18 protein-coding genes are annotated in these 21,717 nt (G+C 37.9%); 10 read left to right on the top strand and 8 right to left on the bottom strand.

Annotation, left to right across the window (positions count from 1 at the left end):
- Nucleotides 1–174: 174 nt before the first annotated feature.
- Both Q0L65_RS02465 and Q0L65_RS02460 read right to left on the bottom strand, forming a co-directional pair.
- On the bottom strand, nt 175–1,755 hold the full coding sequence (locus tag Q0L65_RS02465; protein WP_296683035.1) for a S8 family peptidase: 1,581 nt from the start codon (nt 1,753–1,755) through the stop codon (nt 175–177).
- A 66-nt stretch (nt 1,756–1,821) separates the two neighbouring features.
- Complete coding sequence (locus tag Q0L65_RS02460; protein ID WP_296683033.1) at nt 1,822–2,682, bottom strand: MBL fold metallo-hydrolase; 861 nt, start codon at nt 2,680–2,682, stop codon at nt 1,822–1,824.
- Between the two features lie 174 nt (nt 2,683–2,856).
- On the opposite strand from Q0L65_RS02460, the gene Q0L65_RS02455 reads away from it, so the two are divergent.
- From Q0L65_RS02455 to sufD, 5 genes are all read left to right on the top strand, one after another.
- Complete coding sequence (locus tag Q0L65_RS02455) at nt 2,857–3,186, top strand: iron-sulfur cluster assembly accessory protein (protein ID WP_296683032.1); 330 nt, start codon at nt 2,857–2,859, stop codon at nt 3,184–3,186.
- Nucleotides 3,187–3,279: 93 nt separating this feature from the next.
- Nucleotides 3,280–4,728, top strand: a complete 1,449-nt coding sequence (gene sufB / locus Q0L65_RS02450; protein ID WP_296683029.1) for a Fe-S cluster assembly protein SufB — start codon at nt 3,280–3,282, stop codon at nt 4,726–4,728.
- Between the two features lie 7 nt (nt 4,729–4,735).
- Nucleotides 4,736–5,083, top strand: a complete 348-nt coding sequence (locus tag Q0L65_RS02445) for a four helix bundle protein (RefSeq protein ID WP_229331006.1) — start codon at nt 4,736–4,738, stop codon at nt 5,081–5,083.
- A 46-nt stretch (nt 5,084–5,129) separates the two neighbouring features.
- Nucleotides 5,130–5,879, top strand: coding sequence for a Fe-S cluster assembly ATPase SufC (gene sufC / locus Q0L65_RS02440; RefSeq protein ID WP_296683024.1), 750 nt, complete (start codon nt 5,130–5,132; stop codon nt 5,877–5,879).
- A gap of 70 nt (nt 5,880–5,949) precedes the next feature.
- Complete coding sequence (sufD, locus tag Q0L65_RS02435) at nt 5,950–7,266, top strand: Fe-S cluster assembly protein SufD (RefSeq protein WP_296683021.1); 1,317 nt, start codon at nt 5,950–5,952, stop codon at nt 7,264–7,266.
- 170 nt (nt 7,267–7,436) lie between these two features.
- On the opposite strand, the gene Q0L65_RS02430 is transcribed toward sufD, so the two are convergent.
- Nucleotides 7,437–8,783: a serine hydrolase gene (locus Q0L65_RS02430; RefSeq protein WP_296683019.1), complete on the bottom strand. Its 1,347-nt coding sequence runs from the start codon at nt 8,781–8,783 to the stop codon at nt 7,437–7,439.
- Nucleotides 8,784–8,974: 191 nt separating this feature from the next.
- Here Q0L65_RS02430 and Q0L65_RS02425 point away from each other — a divergent pair, with 191 nt between their 5' ends.
- From Q0L65_RS02425 to Q0L65_RS02405, 5 genes are read left to right on the top strand one after another with little or no spacing between them, the layout of a single operon-like run.
- On the top strand, nt 8,975–10,189 hold the full coding sequence (locus Q0L65_RS02425; RefSeq protein ID WP_296683016.1) for a cysteine desulfurase: 1,215 nt from the start codon (nt 8,975–8,977) through the stop codon (nt 10,187–10,189).
- Between the two features lie 12 nt (nt 10,190–10,201).
- Nucleotides 10,202–10,624, top strand: coding sequence for a hypothetical protein (locus Q0L65_RS02420; protein ID WP_296683015.1), 423 nt, complete (start codon nt 10,202–10,204; stop codon nt 10,622–10,624).
- 17 nt (nt 10,625–10,641) lie between these two features.
- On the top strand, nt 10,642–11,061 hold the full coding sequence (locus Q0L65_RS02415) for a SufE family protein (protein WP_296683012.1): 420 nt from the start codon (nt 10,642–10,644) through the stop codon (nt 11,059–11,061).
- Nucleotides 11,062–11,067: 6 nt separating this feature from the next.
- The gene (locus tag Q0L65_RS02410; protein ID WP_296683010.1) at nt 11,068–11,391 is read left to right on the top strand and encodes an SUF system Fe-S cluster assembly protein; all 324 of its coding nucleotides are present in this window, start codon (nt 11,068–11,070) and stop codon (nt 11,389–11,391) included.
- A gap of 1 nt (nt 11,392) precedes the next feature.
- Entirely contained in the window at nt 11,393–11,902 is a 510-nt protein-coding gene (locus tag Q0L65_RS02405) for a DUF2480 family protein (RefSeq protein WP_296683008.1), read from the top strand.
- Between the two features lie 62 nt (nt 11,903–11,964).
- Here the strand turns inward: Q0L65_RS02405 and hflX are convergent, their stop codons facing one another.
- From hflX to Q0L65_RS02380, 5 genes are all read right to left on the bottom strand, one after another.
- Complete coding sequence (hflX, locus tag Q0L65_RS02400) at nt 11,965–13,191, bottom strand: GTPase HflX (RefSeq protein WP_296683007.1); 1,227 nt, start codon at nt 13,189–13,191, stop codon at nt 11,965–11,967.
- A gap of 35 nt (nt 13,192–13,226) precedes the next feature.
- Nucleotides 13,227–14,582, bottom strand: coding sequence for a DUF5689 domain-containing protein (locus Q0L65_RS02395; protein ID WP_296683004.1), 1,356 nt, complete (start codon nt 14,580–14,582; stop codon nt 13,227–13,229).
- 13 nt (nt 14,583–14,595) lie between these two features.
- Complete coding sequence (locus Q0L65_RS02390; RefSeq protein WP_296683002.1) at nt 14,596–17,433, bottom strand: carboxypeptidase-like regulatory domain-containing protein; 2,838 nt, start codon at nt 17,431–17,433, stop codon at nt 14,596–14,598.
- A gap of 670 nt (nt 17,434–18,103) precedes the next feature.
- Nucleotides 18,104–19,315 carry an MFS transporter gene (locus Q0L65_RS02385; RefSeq protein WP_296682999.1) on the bottom strand — a complete coding sequence of 404 codons (1,212 nt, stop codon included), beginning with the start codon at nt 19,313–19,315 and terminating at the stop codon, nt 18,104–18,106.
- 506 nt (nt 19,316–19,821) lie between these two features.
- Nucleotides 19,822–20,865, bottom strand: coding sequence for a Gfo/Idh/MocA family oxidoreductase (locus tag Q0L65_RS02380; protein WP_296682996.1), 1,044 nt, complete (start codon nt 20,863–20,865; stop codon nt 19,822–19,824).
- Between the last annotated feature and the right edge of the window lie 852 nt (nt 20,866–21,717).

The raw sequence follows: 21,717 nt of genomic DNA, 5'->3' as shown, positions 1-21,717 counted from the left end.
GTATAAAATAAAAAGAAGGTGTCTAAAAAGTCTAATTCCTGTCAAACTGAACTTGATTGCTTCGCCTGTTCGCTAGCGCTCGGGTCAGTTTCTTTAAATTATAGATTCCGAAATAAATTCGGAATGACAAAATTCATCTTTTTCAGACACCCTCGAGTTAATGTTAATTTTGAATTATTTTTTTGACATTTTTGCAGCCATTTGCAAAGCGTTGTAGGCATTTACAATTTTTCCTGATTTAGAAAGTGCCGAAAACGGACGTGTATCTGCTGGTTTTCCACCTACAATTACATCGCTTTCAATTGCTACTCCAGAATCCATCAAAATATGTTTCACTTGTTTAGCCGATAATTTTGGGTAGTACGAACGAATCAAAGCGGCTACTCCAGCTACGTTTGGCGATGCCATTGAGGTTCCTTGTAAAAAGCTGTATGTGTTTTTTGGAGTAGTTGCATAAATTTTTACACCAGGCGCAAAAACGTCTACATTTATTTTTCCAATGTTAGAAAAACGAGCCACTACTTTGTTTCCGTATTCGTAGTTTAAGGCTCCAACCGTGATTACATTGTCAGCAAACTCAGTTACTTTATCATCAGAATCATTAGGAAAATTGTCGTTGTAATCAATGTCTTTAGCATCATTTCCAGCGGCGTGAACTATTAAAACGTCTTTCTTTTCAGCATATTTAATAGCGTCGTACACCCATTGTTTTTGGGGAGAAAATGGTTTTCCAAAACTTCCGTTGATTACTTTAGCTCCGTTATCTACTGCATAGCGAATCCCTAATGCAATGTCTTTGTCGTATTCGTCTCCATCAGGCACGGCACGCACCGTTAAAATCTGAACGTTATTAGCAATTCCGTCTCCTCCAAGATTGTTGTTTCTTCCTTGAGCTACAATTCCAGCCACGTGGGTTCCGTGACGCGCTTCTTCTTTATCTGGGCCAATAACATTATTGTTTCCGTATTTAGTATTGGTGATGTCGTTAGGATTGTCTCCCAACACTTTACGGTAATCGGTTTTAAGATTATCTCCATTTAGCAAAGTAACGAATCCGTCTAATTGTTTCTGAATGGCTTCTTTCAATTCAGCAATTGGCATTCCAAAAGACAACATTTTTTGCATATCAGCTTTGCTTTTTTGGATTGCCGGTACTTCAGAGTTAATTGCGTTTACTTCCTCAGTAGTGTAGGTGGTTTTTCCTAAATGTTTGCTCAAGGCAGCATCGCCTTCGGTAAGAGTTACCAACATTTGTTCCAAACGCGCCTTCCCTTGAGTGGCTTCGGCTACTTTTTTATCGTTCATCGCTTTAGCAGCCAAATAGGTTTTTTCGTCAACCAATGATTTGTCTTTGATGATGCGCTCGTATTCTACATTTTCTTTAGTGATGTCGCCCAAAAAGTTCCATCCGTGAATATCATCGATGTATCCGTTTTTATCATCGTCAATTCCGTTTCCAGGAATCTCTTTTTTATTGGTCCAAACTACTGATTTTAAATCTTCGTGCTCAATATCCACACCCGAATCTACAATCCCCACAACAACAGGAACGCCTTTTTTGCCTTTTAATAATTCCGCATACGCCTTATCTACGCTCATTCCCGGAATCGTGTCTTTGGCTAAATCCAAATGACTCCATCGGTTCAATTCAGTTTCTGTTAGTTTCGCTTTTTTAGTAACAGTTTGCGCAGTTGCCGAAAACGACAAACCAGCCATCACAACAAGTGATAAAAGGGATAAGTTTATTTTTTTCATCGGGTTGGTTTTTAATGATTATTCAAAAATACTTTTATTTCTGTAAATTAATCGCAACGATTAACTTTATTTTAATATTTCGTCCGCAGAAAACACATCTTTTAGTCGAACACCTCTTTCTGTTTTTTCCACCGTAATAATTTCGTTATGTGCGTCGTGTTGCAAGAACAAATAGTACTTATTTTCGGCTGCGGCATTCATAAATTTTGTTTTTTCAGGCATAGTCAATAGCGGTCGTGTGTCATAACCCATCACATACGGAATAGGAATGTGTCCGGCTGTCGCCAATAAATCAGCACAAAAAACAATGGTTTTGTCTTGGTATTGCAAGTGCGGAATCATTTGCTTTTCGGTGTGACCGTCTACAAATAAAATTCCAAAACCCAATTCGGATTTCACTAAAAAATCTTCTTCAGGTCTTTGAATAAAACGCAATTGCCCGCTTTCTTGCATGGGTAAAATATTCTCTTTTAAGAAAGATGCTTTTTCTCTCACGTTGGGTTGGGTTGCCCATTGCCAATGGTTTTCATTGCTCCAAAAGATAGCATTTTTAAAAGCGGGTTCGTAGCCAGTTCGGTCTTTGTTCCATTGAATACTTCCGCCACAATGGTCAAAATGCAAATGCGTCATAAACACATCCGTAATATCATCGCGCTGAAAACCGTATTTTGCCAAGGATTTATCCAAAGAATGGCTTCCCCAAAGGGAATAATAGCCAAAAAATTTATCCGATTGTTTGTTGCCCATTCCGGTATCAATCAAAATCAACCGATTTCCGTCTTCAATCAGCAAACAACGCGCTGCAATATCAATCAAATTGTTGTCGTCTGCAGGATTGGTTTTGTTCCAAATGGTTTTTGGCACCACGCCAAACATAGCGCCACCATCGAGTTTAAAATTTCCAGTTTCTATAGGGTATAGTTTCATCACTTTTTCAATTAAAACTGTTGCAAATTACTAAATAGTTTCGTTCCAATTCTGGAAATCAATTTTTTCTATGCTAACATTAGTTATAAAAATCCTATTGCGTATGGCAATTCCTTTAAAAGGTATTATCTTTGTCCTTTATTTAGAAAAAATAAAAATAACAATATTCAGCACATGATAAAAGTTTCAGATACTGCCAGCAAAAGGATCATCGATATGATGCGAGAAGACGGTTTTGATGCTACCCAAGATTACGTTCGAGTGGGCGTGAAAAGTGGTGGTTGTTCGGGCTTGTCTTATGAATTGAAATTCGACAAAGAACTCACCGAAAACGACAAAGTTTTTGAAGATAATAACGTGAAAATTGCCGTAGAGAAAAAATCATTTTTGTATTTAGCAGGAACGGTTTTGGAATTTTCAGGAGGATTAAACGGAAAAGGATTTGTGTTCAACAATCCCAACGCAAGTAGAACTTGTGGGTGTGGGGAGTCTTTTTCTCTATAAGATTAAATAATTTAATTATTTGAACCATTAAGAGATTAAGATAAATTAAGACTTAATGAATCGTAATCTCTTAACGGTTTTAAAAAAAATACAATGTCAAAATATACTGAAGACGATTTAAAAATTGAACTCGAAAACAAGGAGTACGAGTACGGATTTTATACTGAACTTGATTCGGAGACCTTTCCTATTGGGTTAAATGAAGATATTGTACGCGCTATTTCTAAGAAAAAAGAAGAGCCGCAATGGATGACCGATTGGCGTATTGAGGCGTTTCGTGCTTGGGAACAAATGGAGGAACCAGAATGGGCCAATGTTCATTATGAAAAACCCGATTTTCAAGCTATTTCGTATTATTCGGCACCCAAAAAAGTCGATCCAAACAAAACGCTAGGCGATGTAGATCCGGAACTTTTAGCGATGTACAAAAAGTTAGGAATTTCTGTCGATGAGCAAAAAATGATGAATAATGTGGCGATGGATATTGTTGTGGATTCGGTTTCAGTAGCTACAACTTTCAAGAAAACATTGGCCGAAAAAGGCATTATTTTTATGAGTATTTCCGAAGCTATTCGCGAATATCCAGAGTTAGTTCAAAAATATTTGGGTACCATAGTGCCGCAAAAAGATAATTTTTATGCCGCTTTAAACTCGGCGGTATTTTCAGATGGTTCGTTCTGTTACATTCCAAAAGGAGTCAAATGCCCAATGGAATTATCGACTTATTTCCGAATCAATCAAGCAGGAACAGGACAATTTGAACGCACGCTTTTAATTGCTGACGAAGGTAGTTATGTGAGTTATTTGGAAGGTTGTACAGCACCAAGTCGTGACGAAAACCAATTGCACGCTGCGGTGGTAGAATTAATTGCGATGGAAGATGCCGAAATCAAATATTCTACGGTTCAAAACTGGTATCCTGGAAATAAGGAAGGAAAAGGTGGGGTTTTTAATTTTGTAACCAAAAGAGGTTTGTGCGAGAAAAACGCCAAAATTTCGTGGACACAAGTAGAAACGGGTTCGGCTGTAACTTGGAAATACCCTTCAGTAGTATTGAAAGGAGATAATGCAGTGGGCGAATTTTATTCGATTGCCGTAACCAATAATTTCCAACAAGCAGACACAGGAACGAAGATGATTCATTTGGGTAAAAACACCAAATCGACCATTATTTCCAAAGGAATTTCAGCAGGAAAATCACAAAACAGTTACCGCGGACTGGTTCAAATTAGTGCTAGAGCCGATAACGCTCGTAACTTTTCTCAATGCGATTCGTTGTTGATGGGAAATAGTTGTGGAGCCCATACGTTTCCGTATATCGAAAGCAAAAATCCAACAGCTAAAATAGAACACGAAGCCACAACGAGTAAAATTGGCGAAGACCAAGTATTTTATTGCAATCAGCGTGGTATTCCAACCGAGAAAGCCATTGCCTTAATCGTAAACGGATTTAGTAAAGACGTTTTGAACAAGTTGCCAATGGAATTTGCTGTTGAAGCACAAAAACTACTAGAAATTTCGCTTGAAGGAAGCGTCGGCTAATTTGAAAATGGAAGTTAAAGAAAACGTAATTATTAAACTAACTTTTCAGTTTGCATTAGATATAATAAAATATTCTGAAGGGCTACAGGAAGGTAAAAAGTTTGTAATTGCAAATCAACTTCTAAAATCAGGCACGTCGATTGGAGCCAATATTAGAGAAGCTCAAAATGCAGAAAGTAAAGCTGATTTTATACATAAATTTAAAATTGCAGCGAAAGAAATAGAAGAAACAATTTACTGGTTAGAACTCTGTAAATTTTCAAATAATTATCCCAATGTGGACGATTTAATAGAACAAGTTAATAATATATCAAGAATAGTAAATAAAATAATAATTACGTCTAAACAAAAGTAATTTAGGAATTTCCAAATTTCCAAATTAACTAATTTCCAAATTAATTATGTTACAAATAAAAAACTTACACGCTTCAATTGGCGATAAAGAAATATTAAAAGGAATCAATCTTGAAGTAAAAGCAGGAGAAGTACACGCTATCATGGGGCCAAACGGTGCCGGAAAAAGTACGTTGTCTTCGATTATTGCTGGAAACGAAAATTATGAAGTGACCGAAGGAGAAATCTTTTTGGATGGCGAAGACTTAGCAGACTTAGCTCCTGAAGAAAGAGCGCACAAAGGTGTGTTTTTGTCGTTTCAATATCCAGTGGAAATTCCGGGAGTTTCGGTGACTAATTTCATCAAAACGGCTATTAACGAAAAGCGTAAAGCCAACGCTCAAGAGGAAATGCCGGCGAATGAAATGTTGAAATTGATTCGTGAAAAATCCGAATTATTAGAAATGGACAGAAAGTTTTTGTCACGTTCTTTAAACGAAGGTTTTTCGGGAGGAGAAAAGAAACGTAACGAGATTTTTCAAATGGCAATGTTGGAACCTAAAATCGCTATTTTGGATGAAACCGACTCAGGTCTAGACATCGATGCGTTACGAATTGTAGCTAACGGTGTAAACAAATTGAAAAACGAAAACAATGCGGTTTTAGTAATTACGCACTACCAACGTCTGTTAGACTATATTGTTCCTGATTTTGTTCACGTTTTGATGGACGGAAAAATCGTAAAATCAGGTACCGCAGCATTGGCTTTGGAACTAGAAGAAAAAGGATACGACTGGATTAAGGAAGAGTTGGTTTAAAATGTTCTCAGTTTTCTGTTTTCCGTTTTTGTACGGACAACCAACAGCTGACAACCGATAACTTTAAAAAATGGAATTAAAAGAAAAATTATTATCGTCTTTTATGGCTTTTGAAGAGCGCGTGGATGTTCAAACTGAACTTCATGATGTGCGTACTTTGGCCATAAAAAACTTTGAAGATAAAGGCTTCCCGACCAAGAATGACGAAGCGTGGAAATACACTTCTTTGAATGCAATTCTAAAAAAGGATTTTAGCGTATTCCCAAAAAACGAAGTCACTATTGAGTTCAAGGACGTGAAAAAATACTTTTTGCACGAAATTGACACTTATAAAGTGGTGTTTATTGACGGTGTTTTTAGTTCGCATTTGTCTTCTACCACACACGACGGAATCGATGTTTGTTTGATGTCTTCGGCATTGACCAAACCAAAATACAAAATGGTGATTGACACATATTTCAACCAAATTGCAAGCAAAGACGAATCGTTGACTTCTTTGAATACGGCTTTTGCCAATGAAGGTGCGTACATCAACATTCCGAAAAGCAAAGTGGCTGATAAACCAATTGAAATCATGTATTTTTCTACCGGTTCAGAAGCAGCGCTTTTGGTACAGCCAAGAAACTTGGTCATTGTGGGTGAGAATTCACATGTGCAAATCATCGAAAGACACCAATGTTTGAATGAAAATGCGGTGTTGACTAATTCGGTTACCGAGATTTTTGCCCAAAAAAGAGCCATTGTGGATTACTATAAAATCCAAAATGACGAGTTGGAAGCCAACTTGATTGACAACACCTATGTGTCTCAAAAACAAGAAAGCCACGTTTCGGTACAAACTTTCTCTTTTGGAGGAAATTTGACGAGAAACAACTTGAATTTTTATCATTTTGGCGAACGTTTGACAAGTACTTTAAACGGAATCACTATTATTGGCGATAAGCAACACGTGGATCATTATACGTTGGTACATCATGCACAACCGAATTGCGAAAGTTTTCAAGATTACAAAGGCATCTTTTCAGACCGTTCAACAGGAGTGTTCAATGGGAAAGTGTATGTGGAAAAAGAAGCGCAAAAAACGAATGCTTTCCAAAAAAGCAATAATATTTTGTTGAGCGATAAAGCGACGATTAATGCGAAGCCACAATTGGAGATTTTTGCTGATGATGTGAAATGTTCTCACGGATGCACGGTAGGGCAATTAGACGAAACGGCTTTGTTTTACATGCAACAACGTGGTATTCCAAAGAAAGAAGCCAAAGCCTTATTGATGTATGCGTTTTCTAATGCTGTGATTGAAAACATTAAAATCCCCGAATTGAAAAACCGAATCACCGCTATTATTGCCAATAAATTAGGCGTAAAATTAGGGTTTGATTTATAGTCATTGCAAGGAATGACCCACCTCATAATTATGTAAAGACGGTATCTAAAAATGTATTCTTGTCAAACTGAACTTGTTTCAGTTTCTATAAAGTATTGATATACAAAATTTATAGATTCCGAAATAAATTCGGAATGACAAAACATTACTTTTTAGATACCGTATTTTGTTTACTTTTTTATACTTCGTACAATTCCGCCGAGTAGCCCATTAAAATTAAATTCGGGGTCTTCTTTCAATCCCATACGCACTACAACTAAGTCGTGACTTGGAAAAATGGCAACCATCTGTCCTTGAAAACCACTGGCAAAATACAAATCTTTAGGCGCATCAGGAAAACGCGCGCCTGCATTCAGCCAAAATTGTCCTCCATATTGCCCGTTTGAAGTGTTGGTAGGTGTGGCCACATATTTTGCCCAATTGGGTTTAAAAAGTTGTTCTCCGTTCCAATTTCCTTGATGCAAATACAACAATCCAAACTTCGCCCAATCACGCATGGTAGCCCATCCATAAGACGAACCCACATAATTGCCCATCATATCAGTTTCAACTATCATGGAGTGCATTCCTATTTTATCAATCAATGCCGAATACCAAAAATCGAGATATTCTTGATGGGTTCTAAACTGTTTTCTCAAAATCCCAGACAGCAAATTAGTAGTTCCTGAAGAATAGTACCAATGGGTATTGGGCTGGAAAGCCAATGGTTTTTCGAGTTGCGAACGTGTCATGTCTTCGGCTTGAAAAAGCATTTTAGTCACATCGGATATGACGCCGTAATTTTCTTCCCATTCTAAACCGGAGTTCATATGAAGCAAATCGTTGGTGGTAATTTTTTTGCGCGCATCGTTTGCCCATTCGGGGATAGGAGCGGGTTGGTAAATGTTGAATTTCCCTTGTTTTTCTAGAATTCCAAATAAGGTAGCAGTGATGCTTTTCGTCATGGACCATCCCAATAGTTTACTGTTTTTGTCAAAACCTGTGTCGTATTTCTCGGCAATAATCTTGTCTTTGTAAATCACAATTACAGAGCGGGTGCGTTTGTTTTTCTGTCCTTTTTTGTCAAAGGCGTTTTCCACCGTTCGGTTCAATTGGTCGTAATCAATGTTGGAGAACACTGTGTCTTGTTGCTCCGCATCTCCATACGGATAAACTAAATGAGCCTTTGACGAAGTTCTTTTGGGAACCAAATACGGTTTTGTAGTATCAAAGTTATCGTTGATTAGGGTGGCGCCCAAACCTTCGCGATAAATCGCTTTGCGTTCTTTTACGCCATTGACCGAAGCGGTAGCAAATAAACCTTTTTCGTCAATTGTATTTTGTGCCAAATCGATGAGGTTGATATCGTTGTCGCCTTGTTCAATTAGTTCTTGCGAACGATGGTCGATAAAATGCCCCGAGGCAATGCTTTTAGCCGAAAAACCAGAGATTAAATCGAGTTTTGGATAGGTGGTAAACCCAAAATATAATAGTCCAATAACAGCCGATATACCAATAAGTTGAAGAATTTTTTTCATTGGGAGTGATTTGAAATTGATGCAATTTAGTAAATAATAAATACAGATTTCTCAAATTGACTCAAATTCAAAATCTCATCTGTTATAAATTGTGGAATTTATGTTGAACAAAACTTTAATTTTATTAACAACTGTTTGGTAAAAATCCACTTCAATTTTATTACTTTTGTATTTAGAAAAATTCTAAATAAATGTTTGACATTCAAAAAATAAGAGCCGAGTTTCCGATACTTTCTAGACAAGTAAATGGAAAACCTTTGGTGTATTTTGACAACGGGGCGACCTCGCAAAAACCACAAGTGGTGATTGATGCAATTGCGACCTATTATAGCGAAATCAACGCCAATATTCATCGTGGTGTGCATACGTTGAGCCAGTTAGCTACTGATGCCTATGAAGCGTCTCGAACCAAAATCCAAAACCATATCAATGCCCAATTTGCTCATGAGGTGCTTTTTACTTCGGGGACTACGCATAGTGTGAATTTGGTTGCCAATGGATTTGCCTCGATTTTGAAAGCAGGCGATGAGGTCGTTGTTTCGGCCTTGGAACACCACAGTAATATTGTGCCTTGGCAAATGCTTTGCGAGAAAACAGGTGCCGTTTTGAAAGTCATTCCAATGAATGAAAAAGGAGAATTGGTGATGGCGAAGTTCGACCAATTGCTTTCAGATAAAACAAAAATCGTGACGGTAAATCATATTTCCAATGCGTTGGGAACGATTAATCCGGTTAAATATATCATTGACCAAGCGCATCAATTTGGTGCGGCTGTTTTTATTGATGGTGCGCAAGCGGTACCACATTTGAAACCCAATGTGCAGGAATTGGATTGTGATTTTTATTCTTTTTCAGGACATAAAATGTGCGGCCCAACCGGAACTGGAATTTTATACGGAAAAGAAGTATGGTTGAATAAATTGCCTCCCTATCAAGGTGGTGGCGAAATGATTAAAGAAGTCACTTTTGAGAAAACGACCTATGCTGATTTGCCTCATAAATTTGAAGCAGGAACGCCTAATATTGCTGGCGGAATTGTGTTAGGAACTGCGGTAGATTATCTAAATTCGATTGGTTTTGAGAACATCCAAAAACAAGAATTGGAATTATTGGCCTACGCCACCGAGCAATTATCAGCCATTGAAGGGTTAAAAATATACGGAACTGCCGAGGCCAAAACTTCGGTGATTTCATTCAATATTGACGGCATTCATCCGTATGATATTGGAACGATTGTGGATAAATTAGGAATTGCGGTTCGAACAGGACACCACTGTGCGCAACCGATTATGAATTTCTTTGAAATTCCGGGAACCATTCGTGCTTCGTTTGCTTTTTACAATACCAAAGAAGAAATTGACATCATGGTGGAAGCCGTTAAAAAAGCCAAAATGATGCTGTCTTAAAACGACTGAAAAATGAAAAAGGCTATCGTCTTGTTGTTCACTATTTTGTTTTTTGCTGGATGCGCTGGGCAAAAAAAAGTAGTTGATAGTTCGATAAAAGTCGAATATAAAGCCTATTCAAGAGGATTCTATCAAACGATTAGGGTGGAAAACCAAATGGTTTTTATATCTAAAAGCAGAGAAGAAAAACCAGTTGTTGCTAAACTTTCAACTGCTGATTGGAAAAGCGTAATTTTGGCAGTCCAAGAATTAGATTTAGAAATGCTTTCGCAATTGAAGGCACCTACCGAAAAACGATTGTTTGACGGTGCAGCGATAGCTTCTTTGAAAATAACAAAACAAGGGAAATTATACGAATCCCAAAATTTTGATCACGGTTATCCGCCAGCGGAAACAGAAAAAATAGTGAATAAAATGCTTTCTTTTGTAAAGTAAAATAGTAAAGTTTAATTATGACAATTAAAGAAATACAAGACGAGATAGTAGACGAATTTTCGATGTTTGACGACTGGATGCAGCGTTACGAATACATCATTGAGCTAGGTAAAAATTTGCCGTTAATCAAAGAAGAATTCAAAACAGACGAGAACATTATTAAAGGCTGTCAGTCTAAAGTGTGGCTGCAAGGGGAGCAACAAGGGGATACGGTTGCTTTTACAGCAGATAGCGATGCGATACTAACTAAAGGAATTATCGCTATTTTGATTCGGGTTTTTTCCAATCAAAAACCAGCCGATATCTTGGAAGCTGATATGGATTTTATAGATGCCATTGGATTAAAAGAACATCTGTCGCCAACTCGCGCTAACGGACTCGTTTCGATGATTAAAAACATAAAAATGTATGCCTTGGCATTCAACTCAAAAAAATAAAAAATTATGACACAAGAAATAGACACTAACGAACTAGGAGAAGCGATTGTAAAAAAATTAAAAACGATTTATGATCCTGAAATTCCTGTTGATATTTACGAATTAGGCTTGATTTACGATGTAATGGTAAATACGGATTACGAAGTAAAAATCTTAATGACTTTAACGTCTCCTAACTGCCCTGTTGCAGAAAGTTTGCCAAGAGAAGTAGAAGAAAAAGTAAAATCAATTGAGTATGTAAAAGATGCTGATGTAGAGATTACATTTGACCCACCTTGGAGCAAAGATTTAATGAGCGAAGAAGCAAAATTAGAGTTGGGAATGCTATAAAATGGAAGAGGAAATTATCAATAAAGTAGCCCAAAGTTCCTTGATGGTATTCGATTTAGAAGATTACTATCCGGATGATTATGTGGTTGATTTAGATGTTTCGCAGTGGTTAACCGAAGGGTTTATCTTGAGAGAAGCCGATTTTAGATCACAATTAAAAGCGGTGGATTGGGCTCAATTTGAAGACAAATACGTGGCTTTATATTGTTCCACCGACGCTATATTACCCGCTTGGACGTTCGCTTTGGTGACAGTTCATTTAGCCCCTTTTGCTTTAAAAATAATTCACGGAACAAAAGAAATGGCTATTATCGAATGGTATCAAGATATCTTAAACAAACTCGATTATACTAATTATTTTGAAAATCCCGTTATTTTGAAAGGGTGTTCCAAAAAAGCCGTTCCGAATCAAGTCTATACCTTGGCAATTCAAAAATTGATTAAGGTTTCAAAAAGCGTGATGTTCGGTGAGGCCTGTTCGGCGGTTCCGTTGTTTAAGGCTAAAAAATAAATTGATTACAATAGCTATTTAAAAACAATAACCCTTTTGAAAATTCAAGAGGGCTTTGTTTTTTATTCTTCTTTTTCGATAGCGTCTTTGTAATCGGGATATAAGAATTTATTATAAGGGAAACGCGTAATGTGTATTTGTCGTACCGCTTCGTACACCCGTTCTCTAAATTCTTCAAAGTTCTCTTTTTGAGTAGCCGAAATAAACAAAGCGTTTTGCTCTCCTACACGATTCATCCAAGTCGATTTCCATTCGTTTAGCGTATAATGACGGGTTGTTTTCTCGGTCATTAAATCGTCTTCGTCGATTGTCAAATGTTGATAGGAATCAATTTTGTTGAACACCATAATCACCGGTTTGTCATTGGCTTTGATGTCTTGTAAAATTTGGTTTACAGCTTCAATATGATCTTCAAAATCGGGATGAGAAATATCCACAACGTGCAATAATAAATCAGCTTCGCGTACCTCATCTAACGTACTTTTGAAGGAATCCACTAATTGCGTAGGCAGTTTTCGAATGAATCCCACCGTGTCTGAAAGCAAAAAGGGCAGGTTTTTAATCACCACTTTACGAACAGTAGTGTCCAAAGTGGCAAACAATTTATTTTCTACAAACACTTCGCTTTTCCCTACGGCGTTCATCAAGGTTGATTTCCCCACATTGGTATAGCCAACTAAAGCCACACGCACCATAGCACCACGGTTACTGCGCTGAATGCCCATTTGTTTGTCAATGGTTTTGATTTTGTCTTTCAAAAGGGAAATACGGTCACGAACAATACGACGGTCGGTTTCAATTTCAGTTTCTCCTGGACCACGCATCCCGATACCTCCTTTTTGACGTTCCAAGTGCGTCCAGAGTCCCGACAAACGAGGCAATAAATAGATACATTGCGCCAGTTCTACTTGAGTTCTAGCATAAGAAGTTTCGGCTCTTTGAGCAAAAATATCCAAGATTAAATTGGTTCGGTCTAGAATTTTACAATCAATAATTCTAGAGATATTTTTTTGTTGTGAAGGCGTTAGTTCGTCGTCAAAAATAACCGTTGAAATCTCATTTTCTTTGACATATAGATTGATTTCGTCTATTTTTCCCGTACCCAAAAACGTTTTAGGATTCGGCTTGTCCATTTTTTGCCAAAAGCGTTTTACCACCTGTCCACCAGCGGTAAAGGTTAAAAACTCCAATTCGTCCAAATATTCAGTTAACTTTTCCTCGGATTGACTCTGAGTAACGATACCTACGATGGCGGTTTTTTCGAAATTTAATACTTCTTTTTCTAGCATAACATTGAATAAGCCACAAATTTAATCATTTGCTTTTACTTTTCTCCATAAATCTGAACATCATCAATTTGAAAAGCGCCGTCTAAGGTTAAGGTTTTTCCAGAACCCGTGTACCGAAAAGCAATGTTAACCTTCCCTTTGTAGGAAGACAAATCAATACCGCCCGAACCTACAAATAGGTACCAAGGAGTAGCTTGAGTAGGCAAATTAGCTTTCAATTGAACCCAAGTAGCCGACGCAACATTTAAGCCGTCAAAATTATTCGAAATAAAGACGTCTAAAGCATTCAAAGGCGAATCAATATCCAAATGATGCTGAGCGGAACGAAACGTCAAAATTTCGCCCGAATGCGCGTCCAAATCGATTTCAGGTGAGATTAACCAACCCACATTCGAGGCTACTTTGGTTCCGCTAATAGCATATTCGGCACAACCGTTGCCAGAATAGACAGAACCTTTCCAATACAAACTCCCTTTTTGAACGATATTGGTCCAACCTGCCAAGTTGATATTGGTATTGGCTACTACACTTTCAAAATTTTCCGCAAAAAAAGGCGCATTGCGTTTACCAATTAAATTAATGTCCTTTTCAGAACGCGCCACCAGCTGATAATCGGTCCCGAATTTCGTCAAAATGCCTTTCACTTTTCCGCTACCCACAGGAACCTCTTTGGTCGAAAAATCAGCAAAACTACTGGTTCTAAAAAATACTTTATTGCCCAGTTTGTCTTCCAAATACCAATTGGTGCCTCCACCCACATCGTTACTACTTTCGTAGTAATGCCTTCCAATAGCCTCTGCCGAAAATTGAATATCCGATAGTTCCACCAAAGTGTTGAGGTAGGCATCGTTCAGCAATTCACTAAGAGCAACCGACTTCGTTAAGGCAGATTCGTCAAGTGTAGTACAAGAGGCGTGGAGTACTTTTTGGTATTCATTTTGCGAAAGCCGTCCAACACCCCCTTCGTTAAACGAATTGACGTAAATGTTCCCAATACGCAGGCCACCATAAAAAATATCGGTGTACTGATCCTTGAGTTGGATATAGACTTTGTTGCCCAATCGATAATCAATATAGCTGTTGCTCACGTCAACGGGAATGCTAAAACCAATGGCAGGTTGTGTGGCGGTAGCCAAAGTTTGAAACGAAATGGTTTTGAAAAAGTTGCCATGTTCGTCAGACGAAACCACATAGGCTTCGATGATATCGTCGTATTTATATTGTGCCACAATGGCATCGGCGGTCTTGCGCACTTCTTCCACGCTTCGGTTAACCGTAAAATTCGGTTGTGTGCATTCTAGCGAAGGGATAGCGACCTCGTCTTTGACACAATTGGTTGTTAATACAGCGAGTACAAAACAAAAAATACGATTTGGGATACGAAATTTCATAGTAATTGGGGATTTAGAAGTTAATAGAAAGGCTTACAAAATAGGTTCTTCCGTAGCCGTAGAAATATTTGTTACCAAAGTTGGGTGTTCCGCTAGTTACGTCTTGATCGCGCTGCCTAAAGTTGGCATTTCGGGCTTGTTCGTAACCACCCGTTTTAAACGAAGTGTCCAACAAATTGTTGATGCTACAAAACAAATTCAGGTTCTTTTTGAAAATGCGCCACGACTTTCCACCGACTAGGTTCAACAATAGTATGGGTGCCAATTCTTCTTGTTTTAGGAGTTCTCTGCCGCGTTCTTCGGTAGCTTCTGGGAAGGGAAATCCGCTAGCGGGATTGATAAAAAACACCGAAGTGCGGGCAATCGGTGATATGTCGATGTAGTTTTTTGTCAAATAATTCATATTGGCACTCAGCCACCAATATTTTGGATTTCGGTATTCCAATTCCAACGAATACGCCTGTTGTGGCGTTCCTGCTTGATGGTAGTTTTTGAGCGCAGCGGTGCCAAAATTAAAAACGGGATTCGTATTTTCAATAGAGGCTTTGGCGTCATTAGTAATGATTACATTAGGGTTGCTGGCATAAATATATTCGCCAAAACCCGCTGCTAAAGTGGTTTTCAAAGTAGGATTTATTTGGTATTCAAAACTCAGTTCTGTTCCCCAATTCTTTTTGTCTAAATGGGTCAGAGTTTGGCTCACAAAAGCATTGGTACTGTTGTTGCCCGCTCCGTTGTCAAAAATTCCTTCGGCATAAAAAAAGGAGGTTTCGGTGGCGTTTTTAATTTGGTTAAAATACCCTGTGAAACGCATTTTTAGTTTGGGCGAACGATAGACATAACTCGCATCCAAACTGCTGTTGGTTTCACTTTCTATTTCGTCCACCACTGCGTTGTTAAGTCGGGAATTAGGAAAAACGGCTTTCAAATTAGGCGCTTTAGATGCGTGTGAACCATTGAAAAGCAGCAATTGTTTGCCGGATAATTTCCAAGTCAGTCCGCCTTTGAAACCAAAATTTTCAAAATGAAGAATTGGGCTTTCTCCAAAGGAATTGGTGGGGTAAATCCCGTTTTTGTATAACCCTTCGCGTTGATAGGTGGAGCTTGAAAACTCTTGTGCCAAGTAAAAATCAACTTTTTTGTGCCGAAATTGGAATTGGGTAAATCCTTCTAATTTGGCGGACATTAAATTAAAATTGTATCCGTATGCATCACCCACTTTCACTTGTCGGTTGGGGTTATTCAAATCGGATTGCGCTTGATTGCCTTTGTAAAACACATCAATATCTTCAAAATACAATCCGCCCAGTAAATCCAATACATTTTGATAATTATGAGAATGTAATTTATTGAAGGAAGCGCCAGCATTGAGTCGGATATTCTCTGTCAGTTCTGTATTGAAAAGCGCATTGAACCCCAAGGTTTTGTCGTCTGTTCGGTCTTCATAAAGAATGTATTTGCTTTGGGCGGGTTCAAATCCTGTGATTTTCCCATTGGTATCTACAATTGGGTTTTGATTGGCTTGATACATCGCTTCCCAATTGATTTGTGGTTGGGATAAAAACAACGTTTTATTGAGTTCGGCATTCGCCAAATCAGGAGTAAAAGCACCCGAAAATTCCCCCTCATCTTTGGCGTATAGCGAACTAAAGTAACTGGGCATTTTTCGATAATAAGAGGGATCGGGGCTATTGGCGTGTTGGTAATCAATGTTGCTGTTGCTAATTTTTCCAAACTGGTAAAACGCACCCCAATTTAGCTGGGTGGTAGCATTAATTTTGAAATAATCGTTTAGTATAAAGACTGGCTCTTCGATAGTTTTGATGCGGGAATTGCGTTGCTGTCCGTTTTGAAAACCCCAATACGAATTGTATTTTGTTGTCGTTAAAGCGGTAACTTCATCCGTATTAGGTGAATTTTTTCCTCTAGAATTTGGGGTGAAAAAAGACGTAAAGTTGAGCGAGTTTCGGTTAGTAAGTTTCTTTTCGATACTTGTAAAAACCGAATTGGCATTATAGCTTGTGCCTTCAAAATAACCTTCGTTAGCATAGCGTTTTCCTGCAGAAACGACAAACGCCCAACCTTTCTCATTCATTCCCGAGGCATAGGTAACCATCGCGCGTCCTCGGTAATTGGTATTCGTTCCAGAGAAGGATATCCGAGTTCCCTTTTTGTAGGTTGAAGCTTGTGTACTAATTTGTTGTGTGCCCAAAATGCCTCCAAAAGCATAGTCGGAAGGGCTGCTGCCAATGGCAATTTCTTGGTTGCGCAACACGTCGTTGATGCCGCCCCAATCGCCCCATTGCGGTCTGCCATCATACGCTTTGTTCATTGTTAATCCATTCATCAGGAGTTGGGCATATTGGCTGTCCAGGCCCCGAACCCGAAATCGAGCTTGTCCCCAATTGAAAGCTGCCGCTTGCTGAAAAGCATCTTTGGAAGCCTGCAACAAACCCGAAGTGCTTTCGGAACCGCCATTATTTTCCTCTAAATCATTGTCCAAAATGGAGATGACAGCTGCTTGTTGATTAATTTCATCGTCTTCTTCTAGTGGAATAGTGCCTAAGTCAATTAGTTTGTCTTGGAGAATTTGTACCGAAATTAACTTGTCTTTGTATCCTTTATTATGCAATAGTAGTAATTGGTTGCCTTGCAAATTGGTTTTGAATTGGAATTTTCCATCGACAGAAGTCAGTTGCATGGTGTTAGTATTCTGAATAGTAACCACCACAGAAATTAATGGAATCTGTGATTTTGCATCGATGATCTTTCCAGAAATGAGGGTCTCTTTTTGAGCAAATAGCAGACTTGCATAGAATAGAAAAAACAGCTTGGGGCAGAGGGTTTTCATACAATTTGGGATTAAAATGAAAATGGGATTTTTCAAAACAACAATGGGTGTATTGTTTTGAAAGCAAATACTAAAAAGGGTGTTTTTGGAAAAAGAATTGGCAGTGTGGTATTGTGTTCCAATTCTAAAGTTAAAAGTAGTAAAAAAAATTATCGATTGATTTTTTTTGTAAGTTTTTTTGCTTTTTTGCCACGAAGCCGCAAAGTTTTTGAACCATTAAGAGATTAAGCGAATTAAGATTTTTATAATTACTCAAATTTCTCCAATCTGTGTTCTTTTTTTGCCGCAGATTCTACGGATTCTACGGATTTTTTAAACCATTAAGGAATTAAGCGAATTAAGATTTTCCTGAATTCTTAAATTTTTCCAATCGGGTTCTTTTTTTGCCGCAAAGACACTAGTTCGCAAGGTTTTTGAACTATTAAGAGATTAAGCGAATTAAGATTTTCCTGATTTCTCTAATTTCTCCAATCGGTGTTCTTTTTTTGCCGCAAAGACACTAGGCCGCAAAGTTTTTAAACCATTGAGGAATTAAGATTCTTCTAATTTCTTGAATTTCTCCAATTGGCGTTCCACCTCGTATATCGTAAATAAACACACACCCCTAGCCCCTCTCGAGAGGGGAACGTGTAATCTTCATATCTCGTAAATCGTAAATCGTATATGGAAATTACTCCGCGGTTTTGATATTAGTCACCATAAACGAGATGAATACTCCAAAAATTCCAATGAAAGCAAAAGAAAATTGTAAGCCAAAAGCCTCCGCGATATAACCAATTATTGGTGGCCCCATTAAGAAACCTAAGAAACTAACGCTAGAAACAGCTGTTAACGCTTCGCCAGTAGGAATTTCAGGATGTTTCCCTGCAATGCTATAAAGCGTAGGAATAATAGTCGAAACACCCAGTCCTACAAACATAAAGGCAATGGTACACGGAATTAAATAGGGAAAAAAGACCGCTGTAAAAAGGCCACTCGAAATGACAACACCACTAATTTGCATCACTTTTTTTCGTCCAAATTTTTGAATGAAACGATCACCTAAAAAACGACCACTTGCCATCATAATCATAAACGAGGTATAACCTAAAATCACAAGTGGACCAGGCGCTTTTACTACATCTTTGAAATACACACCGCTCCAATCAAACATCACGCCTTCGCTTGCCATACAACAGAATCCGATGATACCCAACCACATTAACATCTTGTCGGGTTTTCTGAATCCTTTTTCCTTTTTCGGTTGTGGTTTTTCAACGGCTTTGATGAGGTATTTGATATTGAATGAAATTAAGGACAAAACGAGGATACCCACAATAGCAAAATGCTGAAAAGGAGTTAGTTCAAGGGCCAACATTCCCAATCCCACAAAAGCACCGGTGAAACCCGCCAAACTCCACATACCGTGGAAAGACGACATAATGGTTCTTTTGAAAAGACCTTCTGTATATACCCCTTGAGTGTTTACCGAAATGTTAGATAAATTCCCGAAAACGCCAAAAAAGAACAATCCCAAGGCCAATACCCAAGGATTGGTAGCCAGACCTAGATTGGCCAAACTTATCGTATACATGATTATGGCAAAAAGGAGGGTGCGGTGACTTCCAAAACGAGTTACTAATTTTCCTGAAAACGGCATCATTGCTAATTGACCTACAGGAACGGCAAACAAGATAGAACCTAAAGTAGCTTCGCTAAGATGAAGCGTTGTTTTAATATCAGGAATACGGCTAGCCCATGAAGCAAAACACAATCCCATTCCGAAGTAAAAAGAACCTACTCCTAATCGAATTCGGTTCAAATAAGATGCCTTGGCTTCGCGGTAGCTTTTTTTGTATTTTCCTTTGCCTTTGAATTGGCCTAAAAAGTTTAAATCTATCAAAATGAAGTCTTTAGGTTTTTGTTGTCGCAAAAATACAAAAACGAGGGATTTAAAAACTATAAATCTGAAATGATACTAAATTACAACGTTATTGTTTATAAAAAGCGGATTTTGAACACAGTTTTCTCTAATTTCTCAAATCTGCTTACCATCTCGTACTTCGGATATCGTACCTCGAAAATTGATAACCATATAAGTCATATAAGGAAATATAAGAAAGTCGCTTCGCTCAATAGAAGAACAGCTAAGTTATTTAAACCATTAAGAGATTAAGATAATTAAGGTTTCTTCAATCTGTGTTCCGCCTCGTAAATCGTATATCGTACCTCGTAAATTGATAACCATATAGGCCATATAAGGAAATATAAGAAAGTCGCTTCGCTCAATAGAAGAACAGCTAAGTTATTTAAACCATTAAGGAATTAAGTAAATTAAGATTTTTTTGATTTCTCGAATTTCTTAAATCAGCGTTCCATTTCGTAAATCGTCCCTCGTATATCGTAAATTTAACCTACTGTGATTACTCTTTGTTGCGCATTACTTTCAATAGCGGCTTCAATAATTTGCATTACGTTGGTGCCTTCTTGAGCTGTTACGGGTTCGGTTAGATTTTGAGTTATGGATTGATACACCCCGTCAAAATAATCGTAATAATTTCCTCGAAGTGTTGGGATTTTTTCACGAATTATAGTGCCGTTTTTTTCAGTATGCAACAATCCTTCTTTGTCTTTCGGTTCGGTTCCCCAAGTGGTTAAATTAGGTTTTTTTCCCAGTTTTAACTCGTCTTCCTGCACATCGCCACGGGGTTTTAAAAACGACCCTTTTTTGCCGTGTAGTACAAACGACGGATTGGCTTCGCGAACAAAAAAACCGGCTTTCAGGCGCACTCTTTTGTCTGAATACAACAACAGAATATCGATGTAATCATCTACGATAGAATGTTCGCGAGTGATTCGAATATCAGCAAAAACGCCTTTTGGTATTCCGAACAAACACAAGGCTTGGTCAATTAAATGAGGTCCTAAATCTTTTAGAATTCCAGCGCCTGCATTGGCCGTTTCTTTATGAATTTTTGGACTTAAAATAGGGTTGTAGCGGTCAAAATGAAATTCGGCTTCTACAATTTCGCCCAATAGATTATCATCAAGTATTTTTTGTAAGGTTTTAAAGTCACTGTCCCAGCGTCTGTTTTGGAAAACGGCCAATTTTAGTCCTTTGGCTTTAGCCAAATCAGTCAATTCTTGCGCTTCGGCAACGCTGGTAGTAAAGGCTTTTTCGACCACAGCGTGTTTGCCAGCTAGCAAGACTTTTTTGGCGTATTCAAAATGCGTTCCCACAGGGGTATTTACTATAATGAGTTCGGCATCCGACTCTAAAACAGCTTCCAAACTCGGATAACTCGTTACGCTTGGATACTCTTCTTGAATTAATTTTTTGGTTCTTTCCCAAGAGCCTAACAATTCAAATCCTGGGTGAAGGACTAAGAAAGGAGCATGAAATACCTTTCCAGACATGCCGTAAGAGAGTAAAGCTGTTTTTATTTTTTGCATAATTTTTCTATTTATGATGCGAACTATTGCAAAGTAACGGAGTTTTTTGCCGCGAAGACACAAAGGCTTTGATTTTTTTAAACCATTAAGAGATTAAGTTCATTAAGATTTATTCAATCTGTGTTCCACTTCGTAAATTGTATATCGTACCTCGTAAATTGATAACCATATAAGTCATATAAGGAAATATAAGAAAGTCGCTTCGTTCAATAGAAGAATAGCTAAGTTATTTAAACCATTAAGAGATTAAGATAATTAAGGTTTCTTCAATCAGCGTTCCACCTCGTAAATCGTATATCGTACCTCGTAAATTGATAACCATATAAGTCATAAAAGGAAATAGAATAAAGTCGCTTCGCTCAATAGAAGAATAGCTAAGTTATTTAAACCATTAAGAGATTAAGTTCATTAAGATTTCATCAATCTGTGTTCCACTTCGTATATCGTAAATCGTACCTCGTAAATTGATAACCATATAAGCCATATAAGGTAATATAAGAAAGTCGCTTCGCTCAATAGAAGAACATATAAGATTTCCCGAATTTCTTCAATCTGCGTTCCACCTCGTAAATCGTAAATCGTACCTCGTAAATTGATAACCATATAACTCATATAAGGAAATATAAGAAAATCGCTTCGCTCAATAGAAGGATAGCTAAGTTATTTAAACCATTAAGAGATTAAGTTCATTAAGATTTCATCAATCTGTGTTCCACTTCGTATATCGTAAATCGTACCTCGTAAATTGATAACCATATAAGCCATATAAGGTAATATAAGAAAGTCGCTTCGCTCAATAGAAGAACATAAAAGATTTCCCGAATTTCTCATATCAGCGTTCCACCTCGTAAA

The organism is Flavobacterium sp. (genome assembly GCF_024642105.1).
Lineage (GTDB): Bacteria > Bacteroidota > Bacteroidia > Flavobacteriales > Flavobacteriaceae > Flavobacterium.
The sequence above is the reverse complement of the archived record's forward strand: the minus strand, read 5'-3'. Positions and strand labels throughout refer to the sequence as shown.